The sequence below is a fragment of the Pedobacter sp. Leaf170 genome (genome assembly GCF_920984665.1).
In the GTDB taxonomy this organism is placed as follows: Bacteria; Bacteroidota; Bacteroidia; order Sphingobacteriales; family Sphingobacteriaceae; genus Pedobacter.
Window position 1 is genome coordinate 678,789 of the sequence record NZ_CAKLBP010000002.1, and the last position, 11,468, is coordinate 690,256.

10 protein-coding genes and 2 tRNA genes are annotated in these 11,468 nt (G+C 34.8%); 9 read left to right on the plus strand and 3 right to left on the minus strand.

Features of this window, described 5'->3' with window-relative positions; genetic code table 11:
- Nucleotides 1-130 precede the first annotated feature (130 nt).
- Nucleotides 131-403 (plus strand): isoleucyl-tRNA synthetase, encoded by a 273-nt coding sequence (locus LUA90_RS07995; RefSeq protein WP_231459064.1) that lies wholly within the window; start codon nucleotides 131-133, stop codon nucleotides 401-403.
- A 268-nt stretch (nucleotides 404-671) separates the two neighbouring features.
- On the opposite strand, the gene LUA90_RS08000 is transcribed toward LUA90_RS07995, so the two are convergent.
- On the minus strand, nucleotides 672-3,023 hold the full coding sequence (locus LUA90_RS08000; protein ID WP_231490694.1) for an RND family transporter: 2,352 nt from the start codon (nucleotides 3,021-3,023) through the stop codon (nucleotides 672-674).
- Nucleotides 3,024-3,146: 123 nt separating this feature from the next.
- On the opposite strand from LUA90_RS08000, the gene recO reads away from it, so the two are divergent.
- The 6 genes from recO to LUA90_RS08030 all read left to right on the plus strand — a co-directional run bounded on the left by recO (nucleotide 3,147) and on the right by LUA90_RS08030 (nucleotide 6,867).
- Complete coding sequence (recO, locus tag LUA90_RS08005; RefSeq protein ID WP_231459066.1) at nucleotides 3,147-3,872, plus strand: DNA repair protein RecO; 726 nt, start codon at nucleotides 3,147-3,149, stop codon at nucleotides 3,870-3,872.
- Nucleotides 3,873-3,935: 63 nt separating this feature from the next.
- Nucleotides 3,936-4,010: transfer RNA gene (locus LUA90_RS08010), tRNA-Val, on the plus strand.
- A 144-nt stretch (nucleotides 4,011-4,154) separates the two neighbouring features.
- A tRNA-Val gene (locus LUA90_RS08015) sits at nucleotides 4,155-4,229 on the plus strand.
- A 107-nt stretch (nucleotides 4,230-4,336) separates the two neighbouring features.
- Nucleotides 4,337-5,248, plus strand: a complete 912-nt coding sequence (locus LUA90_RS08020) for a hypothetical protein (RefSeq protein WP_231459067.1) — start codon at nucleotides 4,337-4,339, stop codon at nucleotides 5,246-5,248.
- A gap of 24 nt (nucleotides 5,249-5,272) precedes the next feature.
- Nucleotides 5,273-5,905, plus strand: coding sequence for a class I SAM-dependent methyltransferase (locus LUA90_RS08025; RefSeq protein WP_231459068.1), 633 nt, complete (start codon nucleotides 5,273-5,275; stop codon nucleotides 5,903-5,905).
- 65 nt (nucleotides 5,906-5,970) lie between these two features.
- The gene (locus tag LUA90_RS08030) at nucleotides 5,971-6,867 is read left to right on the plus strand and encodes an NAD(P)/FAD-dependent oxidoreductase (RefSeq protein WP_231459069.1); all 897 of its coding nucleotides are present in this window, start codon (nucleotides 5,971-5,973) and stop codon (nucleotides 6,865-6,867) included.
- Nucleotides 6,868-6,873: 6 nt separating this feature from the next.
- On the opposite strand, the gene LUA90_RS08035 is transcribed toward LUA90_RS08030, so the two are convergent.
- Together LUA90_RS08035 and LUA90_RS08040 are read right to left on the minus strand one after the other, a co-directional pair.
- The gene (locus LUA90_RS08035) at nucleotides 6,874-7,038 is read right to left on the minus strand and encodes a hypothetical protein (RefSeq protein ID WP_231459070.1); all 165 of its coding nucleotides are present in this window, start codon (nucleotides 7,036-7,038) and stop codon (nucleotides 6,874-6,876) included.
- A 204-nt stretch (nucleotides 7,039-7,242) separates the two neighbouring features.
- On the minus strand, nucleotides 7,243-8,685 hold the full coding sequence (locus LUA90_RS08040) for an amino acid permease (protein ID WP_231459071.1): 1,443 nt from the start codon (nucleotides 8,683-8,685) through the stop codon (nucleotides 7,243-7,245).
- Nucleotides 8,686-9,286: 601 nt separating this feature from the next.
- On the opposite strand from LUA90_RS08040, the gene LUA90_RS08045 reads away from it, so the two are divergent.
- Together LUA90_RS08045 and LUA90_RS08050 are read left to right on the plus strand one after the other, a co-directional pair.
- The gene (locus LUA90_RS08045; protein WP_231459072.1) at nucleotides 9,287-9,622 is read left to right on the plus strand and encodes a PadR family transcriptional regulator; all 336 of its coding nucleotides are present in this window, start codon (nucleotides 9,287-9,289) and stop codon (nucleotides 9,620-9,622) included.
- A gap of 20 nt (nucleotides 9,623-9,642) precedes the next feature.
- Complete coding sequence (locus tag LUA90_RS08050; protein WP_231459073.1) at nucleotides 9,643-11,397, plus strand: PspC domain-containing protein; 1,755 nt, start codon at nucleotides 9,643-9,645, stop codon at nucleotides 11,395-11,397.
- Nucleotides 11,398-11,468 lie beyond the last annotated feature (71 nt).

The following is an 11,468-nucleotide window of genomic DNA, read 5'->3' on the forward strand; positions in this document are numbered from 1 at the left end:
CAATTGTAGCCGTTATTAATCCTTCGAATCGCGATTTTGTGCTGTACGCATTTTATTTCTGCGGCCTGCTCGAACTAATTGGGCTAATCTTTGTTTTAGTTCATATTGTAAAACTTAAAAGAAATACACCATGATAAAGCTATTGAAATTACAAAAAGCTGTTTTAGTGCTTATACTCGGTGTACTTTCCTTCATCGCCTACCGTATTTTATCAGCATACGAAGTAAGCTGGGCCCGTTACATGCAAATCCTTTCGGGCGTATTGGTTATGGTTGGTGCGTTTTGGATGTTGTATCCAATTCTCTTTGCTAAAGATGATGGCGATGGAAAGGCAGAAATTATTACCGACCCAACGGTTGAAGTGCCTGTAGAAGCGGAAGAGCAAAAGCCTGCCACTGAGTAATATTAATATTTGGTCTTTAGAGCTGTCATCATGCTGAATTTATTTTAGCATCTCTATCGTTGTAATTTATGACATTCTTTTTATTTTTATTTTGGAAAGCAAAACCTGTGTTTCATTTTAATGTTCGTCCTGCTGTTCGCTTTACTCGCTCCATGAAAAATTTCGCTCATGCTCGCTACCATCAGGTTTAGATAAATCTGGCAGAATAGGAAACTTCGTTTTTACCTGTAAATAGCTTACAACATAACCCACGATTTAAATCGTGGGCTTAATGGTCAAACTCGCCAACATTCTTTACCGATTCCTCATCAGAAACCACTTTCCTAACTTTCTTTTTATCTAACCATAAAACCAAAGCTGGTAATAAAGTTAAGTTAAAAATCAACGCAACGAATAAAGTTATCGAAAGGAGCAAACCTAAAACAACCGTTCCGCCGAAAGTAGATGCTGTAAAAATCCCAAAGCCGAAAAATAAAATTAGCGCAATATGGGTCATGCTCACCCCGGTTTCGGTAATCGTATCCGTAATTACTTTTGGAACAGAAAAATTAGTCAGATTTAATTCTTGTTGGTAGCGGGTTAGGAAATATATAGTTTGGTCTGAGGCTAAACCAAAAGCTATGGTAAAAATTAAAATCGTCGAAGGTTTTAGTGAAATGCCAAAATAACCCATAATTCCGGCAGTAATAATTAAAGGAACAATGTTTGGTAGCAATGAAATGAACATTATCCCTAAACTCTTAAACTGTGCTAAACGTAGAAGCGAAATCAATACAATTGCTAAACCTATACTTTCAAACAAATGTTTTAGCATGTAATCTGTCCCTTTTGAAAAAATTACACTTGAGCCTGTTAACTGTACATCAAATTTGTCAGGAGGTAAAATACTATCAATCCGAGGTTTTAATTCGGCCATAATTGCATCTAAACGTTTAGAGCCAACATCAGCCATTTGGAAACTAATTCTGGTGCTTTGATTATCCTTGCTTACAAAATTGGTCAGCAAACTAGCATTGCCCTTACCTCCACTGGCAATATAAGCCAGAATAAAGTTTTTCTCCATATTATCCGGCAGGCGAAAGAAAGTAGAATCATTATTGTAAAATGCTTGAGTAGCATATTTTAATCCCATATTAACCGAAATGGAACGCGAAAATTCTGGATATGATGAAATCATTTTCTCCATTTTTTCCATCCTCTTCAAGTTAGTTAAATTGAAGACGCCATTTTTCTTCTTTGTATCAACGCTAACTTCAAGCGGTAAAATGCCTTCAAAATTTTTCTCAAAGAATTTTAAATCTGCCAAAATCGTTGAGCTTTTAGGCAAGTCATCAACAACGTAGCCATTCACATTAATTTTCATCACGCCAATAACTGCTATGATTGAAATTACAATCGTAGCAAAATAAATAGCAGCGCTTTGCTGCTGAACAAGTTTATCAGTTTTAACTAATATTTTATGCAAAAACCCTTCCTCAATGTGGTTTTGAGCTTTAAGTTTTGGTGCGGGTAAATAGCTAAAAATAATCGGGATTAAGCATAAACACATTAACCAGGTTATCATCACATTTATTGATGCTACACTACCAAACTGCATCAGCAGTTCACTACCTGTAAAATATAAAACACCAAAGCCTATTGCTGCCGTAATATTAGCGATAAGCGTTGTAACCGCAATTCTTTCTATAGTTACACTTAATGCAAGCTCTTTTGAGAGCCCTTTTCTTATTTCATTTTGATATTTGTTAAGTAGAAGTATGCTATTTGGTATTCCTATAATCACAATTAGCGGTGGTATTAGCCCTGTTAAAATTGTCAGCTCAAACCCAAATAAAACCAAAGTGCCCACACTCCAAATCACTCCCATTATTACAACTAAAATCGGGAAGAAAACAGCAGAAAATTTCCTAAAGAAGATTAATAAAATTAGTGCAGAAACTAAAATTGATAATCCTAAAAACAACACAAACTCATTACTTACTAATTTGCTAACCGCTGTACGTATATAAGGTAAGCCCGAAATATGGACTTGTATTTTTGTGTCTTTTTCAAATGCCTTTGCTTTAGTTTCAATCTCTTTTAAAATAGGATTACGTTCGGCAGTATTTAATATTTTAGTATCAAACGTTATCGCCATAAGCGTAGCATTTTGCCTATTGTAAACCAATCCTTCAAAAAATGGTGTATTGTGTAGGGTATTTTTGATAGAATCCATTTCTGAATCCGTTTTTACTAATCTACCAGGAATTGCTTTTAATGTAAATTTTTGCCCAACAGTATCTTTTTCTAACTGAAAAATTCTACCTGATGATAAAACTTGTTTGATGCCTTTTAACTTTTGGATATCATTAGAAAGCTGAACCCATTTATTATAGGTTTCCTTTTTAAAAATATTTGGCGATTGTATTCCAATCACCATTACACTACCATCTTCGCCGAAGGTTTTTTTGAAGTTGTTGTATTTGATGAATGCACTATCAGTAACGGGTAAAATTTTACTTCCGGTGTATGAAAGTTTTACATTTTTGGCTTGATAAGCCATGAAAACCGTTCCTATAACAAAAAATAAAATAATTGCAATACGGTTTTGAAGAATAAACCTGGATAGCTTAACCCACATGAGTAATCTAGTTTTAAATTATAATGACAACAGCAAAACTAATCTTATTTATAAATTGGAGTCGATTTTTACGCAATTAAATTTGCACAAATAACATACTTTTGAAAAAAATGTTTCAGTAACATGTTGCACAAAGTTAGGGGTATTGTATTAAAAACCACCAATTACAGCGAGAGCAGTGTAATCGTACAGGTTTTTACAGATAAATTCGGAATGCAATCTTACCTAATAAACGGTGTTAAAAAACCAAAGGCGAAGATTAAGATGAATATGCTGCAATCCTTACATCTTTTAGATATGGTCGTTTATCATAAAACAAACACAAGTATTCAGCGGGTTTCTGAGGTTAGGCAGGTTCCGGTATTTAAAACGATTCCTTACGATATTGTAAAAACAAGTATTGTAATTTTTTTGAACGAGGTGCTGTATAAGAGTATTCGTCAGCAATCGGCAGATGAAGGTTTATTCGATTACATTTTTAATTCAATTGCCTGGTTTGATGAAAATGAAGAACTTAATCCAAATTTTCATCTCTCTTTCTTGCTTAAATTAACACGGTTTTTGGGCTTTTCTCCAAATGAAAGAAGAAGAACAGACCAGGTTTATTTTGATTTACAGGAAGGGGAGTTCCTATCAAGAGTGCCCATACATTCTAATTACCTTCAGTTAGATGATGCTTTAGGTTTTATATCCTTATTTAATACATCACTCGAAAAAATATCAGATATAAAAATGAGCAATAACCAAAGGCGCTTTTTGCTTGATAAAATATTGGTTTTCTACACCTTACATACCGCCTCTTTTGGTGAAGTGCAGTCGCATAAGATTTTAGAAACCCTGCTGAGCTGAAAAAAAATAAAAAAGATTTGTGAAAAAGGATTATAGCGCTATATTTGCATTCCCAAAAGGAAAGGGAAATTAGCTCAGCTGGTTCAGAGCACCTCGTTTACACCGAGGGGGTCGGGGGTTCGAACCCCTCATTTCCCACACTAAGCCTTTCATGGAGTTGGAAGGTTTTTATTAAATAATGCAATCCTTTAAATAAAGGGAAATTAGCTCAGCTGGTTCAGAGCATCCCGACATTATCAGTCGGGAGGGTCGGGGAACTCAAGAGTTGAAATATTGAAAATAGGGAAATTAGCTCAGCTGGTTCAGAGCACCTCGTTTACACCGAGGGGGTCGGGGGTTCGAACCCCTCATTTCCCACACTAAGCCTTTCAGGAAACTGCGAGGCTTTTTTTGTGCCATAAATTCTATCATTTTTTTAAAACTCTTAATATAATATCCGAAATTGGCATTCTGAATTATATTCAATGTTCAATAAAATTGTCCAGTTCATTTTCTTTGGAAACTATTTCGTAGGGCTTTTAGCTGTTGCGCTAACCATTGAAGCCACCGTACAATTAAGATTACCTTTTAATTCCTTAAATTATTACCTGCTTCTTTTTTTTGCACCAACCATCTACTACACCTACGCGTATACCAAAGCATCTACCAGTCTATCCAGCTTAAACCTTCGAAATACATGGTATTACAATCACCGGAAATTTATAGCAATCAGCCAGGTTGTATTAATCGTTTTATGTGGTGTTTTGGCTGTAAACTTACTCTATCAAAATTTCAATAATATTTTAAAACTGCCATTTAGTTATTGGGTGGCAATTGTAATTATTATAACAGCCGGAAGTATGTATTATGGTTTGCTGCCCAAGTCTTTTATCAATTTTAATCTACGAAGTACAGGATGGTTAAAAGCTTTTGTAATAGGTTTTGTATGGGCCTGTTGTGTAAACGTTTTACCATTAATTATGTTGAAGATAGAGACTGGGATAGGTTACCATGACTCCGTTTTATGGACATGGTTATTCATCAAAAACTGGATGTTTTGCACAGTAAATGCCATCATCTTTGATATTAAAGATTATCCAACTGATGCGAATAAGCATTTGAGAACGTTTGTGGTTCGTTATGGATTAAGAAAAACAATTTTCAATATTTTAATTCCTTTATTGTTAGTTGGCTTACTCTCTTTGGCTGTATTTGCCAGTTACAAAGGTTTTGGTTTGCCACAAGTTTTATGTAACGTGCTTCCATTTATTTTAACACTGTATGTCGCATACGCCATGCACAAGCGTAAGAATATTTTATTCTACTTAATTGTTATAGATGGCTTAATATTGTTTAAGGCTCTTTGTGGCATTTTAGGAATGCAATTTGTAAAGTGATTAACAATTAAAAAGATTTAAATTTTGGCTGAAAACTATGATAAAATAGCAAAATATTACGATAAATTGAGTCGTTTTATATTTGCCAAAGCTCAGGTTAACGCACAAATAAATCAGCTCCATTATATTTCAAAAGGTAGTAAATTATTAATTGTTGGGGGTGGCACTGGCTGGATTTTAGAAGAAATTTCAAAAATTCATAGTTCTGGTTTAACCATAGTTTACATCGAACTTTCCAAAAAAATGATAATACTTTCTAAGTCTAGAAACAGGAAGCAAAATCGGGTTGAGTTTATTCATCAATCAATTGAAGATTATGATACAAGGCATTCTTTCGATTTTATTTTGACACCATTTTTATTTGATAATTTTTCACGGCAGCAAGCTCCATTAGTTTTTGATAAGTTACACCATTTCCTAAAAAATAATGGAAAATGGTTTATGGTAGATTTTACTCTGGAATACAAATCCGGACAATGGTGGAAATCCTTAATGCTGAAATCAATGTATTTATTTTTTAGGTGGTTTAGAATGATTCAGGTTTCAGAATTAATTGAGATGAAACCTTATTTCCTGAAACGAAATTATTTAATTGTTGAGGAATCATTCTATTATAGAAACTTCATCAGAGCTACAATTTTTTTGAAATCGAAATGACAAATATTTAAATGCAACAAAATTGCTTTTAAATATTAATTCATATTTTTGGATAAAATTGTAGTATGGATTTCGAAGTTATAATTATTGGTGGCAGTTATGCAGGTTTATCTGCGGCATTAGCTTTGGGTAGAGCAAAACGTAATGTATTAATTATAGACTCGAATAAGCCTTGTAACAAGCAAACGCCACATTCGCATAATTTCTTAACGCATGATGGTGAAACTCCAGACGAAATTTCTACTAAATCAAAAGCAGAAGTTTTAAAATATCCAACCATAAAATTTATTGATGGGGAGGTTGCTTCTGCAAGAGCTGTTGAACTCGGATTTGAAGTCGTACTATCGAGTGGCAATAAATTTTCATCAAGAAAAATACTTTTAGCAAGTGGTTTAAAAGATATTATGCCAGATATTATTGGTTTTAAAGAGTGCTGGGGCATATCTGTAATTCATTGTCCGTATTGCCATGGTTACGAGGTTAAAGACGAGAAAGTAGGTTTGTTGCTTAATGGAGATATGGCTTTCGATATGGCGAAAATGGTAAACCATTGGAATAAGGAGGTTGCAATTTTAACCAACGGCCCATCTAATTTATCCAAAGAACAAACTGCTAGGCTTAAATCAAAATCAATAAATATTATAGAAACTGAATTATTTGAAATAGCACACAAGGATGGTTATTTAAGCAGAATTATTTTTGATAATGGCGAATCTATTGAGTTGGCCGCAGTTTACGCTAAACCGAAAATGGTTCAGCATAACAATTTGTATATAGATTTAAATTGCGAGATTAACGAAAATAATCTTTTGGTTGTTGATGCCTTCCAAAAAACAACTTCAAAAGGTGTTTATGCTGCAGGCGATTGTGCTACATTATTTCGTGCTCTATCTGCTGCAATTGCAGCAGGAACAATGGCTGGAGCAATGATGAATAAAGAGTTAATATGGGAAGATTTTTAATCCTGATTAAAATACAATTGCTCCTGTAATAGTTGCAATGAACATGATTGCCATCACGATTCTATCTGCATTAATCCATTGATCTTGTGTTAATGGATCGGCAACTTTCTTGTCAACTTCAGATTTTTGCCTTGTTATTCTAAATAGAGATGTGTCTAATTTAATAATCATAGGAAATGTTTTTATAGGTTATTTTCTATAAAACAAATCTTGATCCAAAAACACATCAAATTGTTGAAATGTGGATAAATCGTATTTTTTGTTAAAGAATTGATATTTATGCGGTTATGTGAGCGAAAACACACTTTATTTTATAAAATCACTGACTTTAATTAACTACATAAGTTCTTCTTTAATCCGCTGAAAATTAATTCGTTAACTTTCTTTAGTATTATTAAGTTTACTATGCTTTTTTCCGTACCAGAAGTATATTGCCAAACCAATAATTAACCAAACGGCTAACCTTAACCATGTTTCCCATGGAAGAAAAACCATCATTGCAATACAGGTTAAAATCCCTAAAATTGGAATAAGCGGTACCAATGGCACTCTGAAAGGTCGCTTAGCATCAGGGTCTGTTTTTCTTAGTATCAAAATGCCTACACAAACCATTAAAAAAGCTAACAATGTGCCAATGCTCGTCATTTCGCCCACCACATTGATTGGAACAAATGCTGCGAATAAACCAATAAATGCGCAAAGCATGATATTTGACTTCCAAGGTGTTTTAAATTTAGGATGAACTTCTGAAAAAATCTTCGGTAACAGTCCATCTTTACTTATGGAGTAAAACATTCTCGATTGAGCCATTAAATCAATTAAAATTACCGAGGTATAACCAATCAAAATGGCAAGTATAATTGCCTGACTTAACCAGCCATAAGGAGTTTTTTCGATGGCGATTGCAACAGGCGCTCCACTATTTGCGAAGTCTTTATAATTTGCCAAACCTGTCATAACATGGCCAAACAAACCGAATAATACGGTACACACTAAGAGCGAACCAATAATCCCGATAGGTAAATCTCTGGATGGATTTTTAGTTTCCTGGGCGGATGCAGCCACAGCGTCGAAGCCGATAAATACGAAAAATACTAAGCCTGCACCGCGTAACACGCCGCTCCAGCCAAACTGACCAAAAGTGCCGGTGTTTTCAGGAATGTAGGGATGATAATTTGCCGGGTCGATGTATTGCCAGCCAAGTGCAATGAAAACCAGTACAACCCCAACTTTTAAAAACACAATTATTCCATTTACAATTGCCGAACCTTTTGTACCTCTGATTAATATGGTTGTCATTAATACAACTACCAATGCCGCAGGTATGTTTACGATTCCGTTAACGGTTGTTCCATCAGCAAGCTTCGCGGTTTCAAAAGGCGATAAAGTAAGCTGCGGAGGGAGATAAATATTTAAGCTTGCTAAAAATCGGGTTAAATATTGCGACCAGCTAATCGCCACAGTTGCGCAACCAACAGAATATTCAAGAACTAAATCCCAGCCGATTATCCAGGCAAAAAGCTCGCCCATTGTAGCATACGAGTAAGTGTATGCACTTCCGGCAACGGGAATCATCGAAGCAAATTCTGCATAACATAGTGCCGCAAAACCGCAACCTAATGCAGCAATTACAAATGATAGTGTTACTGCAGGACCAGAATGATTTGCTGCGGCTAAGCCAGTGATGGAAAATAATCCGGCACCTAGGGTTAAACCAACACCAATTAAAATTAAATTGATTGGGCCTAAAGTTCTTTTTAACGAACCTTCGCCCTGTTGATTGGCTTCAGCAACAATGCTGGCTATAGATTTTTTCATGAAAACTAAATAAGAAGTGCAAAATTACCAAAATATATTAAATCTACCTTATTTGTAGTGATTTGTTTTTGTGTTAGTATCAGAATTTTAGAGACAAAAGTAAAGTCGTCATTTCGACCGCAGTGGAGAAATCTTTTAAAATAGCTTAAAGATTTATCGGCTTTGCTCGAAATGACGGTAATTTTTTAAATTTCAGCGTTAAGGTTCATCGTCATTCCCACGTAGGCGTGAATCTTAAAGCGAATGAAGTATAAAACTCATCACCTAATTAACTTTATTTTTTGCAAAAACCGAAGTTATCTAAACCAGATTGAGCCAAATAGCTCCCGATTTAAACAGCTGAATAGTGTCTGTTATTGATGCTCTCTTTTTGCACAGGCTACATCGGGACTATAGGCGAAAGCGGGACTGATTTAACCCAAAAATTACTGAATTTGCTTTTCAAAAAATTACAGGTAATGCCTTTTTTGTCAAAAAATTAAAATTTTATAATTTGATAATAAAAATTATTGTACTGATTTACAGTTTGTTATGAATTATTTTAAATTTATTTTAGTACTATGTATTGCATAGTACAATTTAAAACATATATCTTTGTATTATGATAGCAGAAAATACGCAAACACAAATGCGGAAGGGAATTCTGGAATACTGTGTTTTATCAATCATCGCAAGAGGAGAAATTTATGCCTCAGATATTATTGCTGAATTAAGGTCGGCAAAGCTTTTGGTGGTTGAAGGCACATTATATCCATTATTAACCAGGCTTAAAAACAATGGTTTATTAAGCTACAACTGGGTAGAATCTACCTCAGGGCCTCCACGCAAATATTATACTTTAACTGAAGATGGTAAGGGCATTTTATCTCAGCTCGACCAAACCTGGCAAGAACTTGCTTACGCTGTTGGCGTTTCGCAAAAAGGCGCCAATTCGTAAAATTTTAAAACCGCAAAGAAATGGAAAAGACCATCATCATAAATATAGGCAATACCATCATCCATATTGAGGAGAGCGCCTACGAGCTTTTAAAAGCTTATTTAAACGAAGTAAAACAACATTTTTCTAATCATGCTGATGATTTGGAAATTGTAACAGATATAGAAAACCGTATTGCAGAACTGCTTACCGAGCAAATGGATGAGCAGAAAAAACAAGTTGTAGATGCTACAAACGTAAATTTTGTAATTAGCCAAATGGGCAGTGTACAAGATTTTGATGCCGTTGAAGAAGGTGAGGAGCAACCAGTTATAAATACTAGTTTCCAACAACAAGCCACTGATAAAAAATTGTACCGCGATATGGATGAGCGTGTTGTAGCCGGCGTTTGTGCAGGTATTGCGCACTATTTAAATTTCGATGCAAAATGGATTAGAGTTGCCATGATTTTACTCGCACTTGTAGGTGGCTCGGGTATTTTGGTTTATGTTATTTTATGGATAATTATGCCAAAGGCGAAATCTAGAATTGAGAAAATGGAGATGCGTGGCGAGCCTGCAAATCTTCAAGGTTTTCAAAGAAATTTAGATGAAGAATTGCAATCGGTTAAAGAACGTTTGGCCGAAGCAAACAGACATGCTCAACCAATTTTCAGCAGATTTGGAATGTTTATAGGCGAATTTTTTGAGTGGCTGGGCAGATTTATTTCTGGTAGCGGAAAGCTAATATTTAAAATTATTGCTGGCTTTATCATCGTATTTGGAGCCGGATTATTATTAGCCTTAATTATATCTACAGCTGCTTTTATGGGGTTTTTAGATTCAAGCGTATATGATTTGTTTCCATTTTCTATTGTAAGTGAAAGTTATAGGGGTGTAATACTATTCTGGGCATTTATTACACTTTTTGTACCGCTACTAGCTTTGGTTTTGTTTTCAATAAGAGTTGCTTTTAACCGCCAGGCAATTAACAAAACACTATCTTTTGCTTTGTTAATTATTTGGTTAGCAGGAGTTGCCGGAACAGGTTATTACGTAGCAAAAATTTCGTCAGAATTTAAAGAACATGCAGAATTAACGCAATCAACCGATTTAAAAAGCTTTGCTACCTATACTATTGATATAGATAAAAGCAAATATTTCAGTAAGGAAGATAGTGCGGCCTACCATATTGATGATAGTAATAAAAATCAAATTGTTGTGGATGATTATGGTGACCATCCTTTTAGAATGCCAAGTTCTGTTAGAATAAGTATTGAGAAAGGCGAGGGAGCGGCAAGCATTACACAAACCTACGAATCGCAGGGAAAAACCTTTCAGCTTGCATTACAAAGTGCAAGAAGCATAAATTATAATTTTACACAACGTGAGGATAAACTAATTTTTAACCCAAGGTTTCAGTTAGTAAAAGGTACAACCTGGAGAAACCAGGAAGTTTGGATAAAACTGAAAATCCCGGTAGGTACAAAACTTATTCTTAAACATGATGCGTACCGCTATATTAATAATTATGGCGCCTGGGATTGTGAAGATAAAGAAAATGACAACGACGATTTTAGTACATGGGTGATGACCGAAGACGGTTTAAGATGTATTGCACAGCTAAAAGAAGAAGCTTTGAATAAGAAAAAGTTAAACAGTGAGCTTTTGGATTTGGAGCAATTACGCAAAGAAAGACGTGTGGATACGGTTTACCAGGATTCAATATCTGCCAGAATTAGAGAAGTAAAAGAAGAATTAGGTATCAATACTGAAGAAAATACCGCTAATCAATAAACAAAAATCTGATAGAATTACTAAGTTGATGGCTTTAGAAGCCTCGACTTTGTAATTCTCCATAAGCTTTA

Bases quoted from the DNA above. Each gene is read 5' to 3' on its own strand.
- LUA90_RS07995 (WP_231459064.1), top strand. From the start codon at position 131: ATGATAAAGCTATTGAAATTACAAAAAGCTGTTTTAGTGCTTATACTC.
- LUA90_RS08000 (WP_231490694.1), bottom strand. From the start codon at position 3,023: ATGTGGGTTAAGCTATCCAGGTTTATTCTTCAAAACCGTATTGCAATT.
- recO (WP_231459066.1), top strand. From the start codon at position 3,147: ATGTTGCACAAAGTTAGGGGTATTGTATTAAAAACCACCAATTACAGC.
- LUA90_RS08020 (WP_231459067.1), top strand. From the start codon at position 4,337: ATGTTCAATAAAATTGTCCAGTTCATTTTCTTTGGAAACTATTTCGTA.
- LUA90_RS08030 (WP_231459069.1), top strand. From the start codon at position 5,971: ATGGATTTCGAAGTTATAATTATTGGTGGCAGTTATGCAGGTTTATCT.
- LUA90_RS08035 (WP_231459070.1), bottom strand. From the start codon at position 7,038: ATGATTATTAAATTAGACACATCTCTATTTAGAATAACAAGGCAAAAA.
- LUA90_RS08040 (WP_231459071.1), bottom strand. From the start codon at position 8,685: ATGAAAAAATCTATAGCCAGCATTGTTGCTGAAGCCAATCAACAGGGC.
- LUA90_RS08045 (WP_231459072.1), top strand. From the start codon at position 9,287: ATGATAGCAGAAAATACGCAAACACAAATGCGGAAGGGAATTCTGGAA.
- LUA90_RS08050 (WP_231459073.1), top strand. From the start codon at position 9,643: ATGGAAAAGACCATCATCATAAATATAGGCAATACCATCATCCATATT.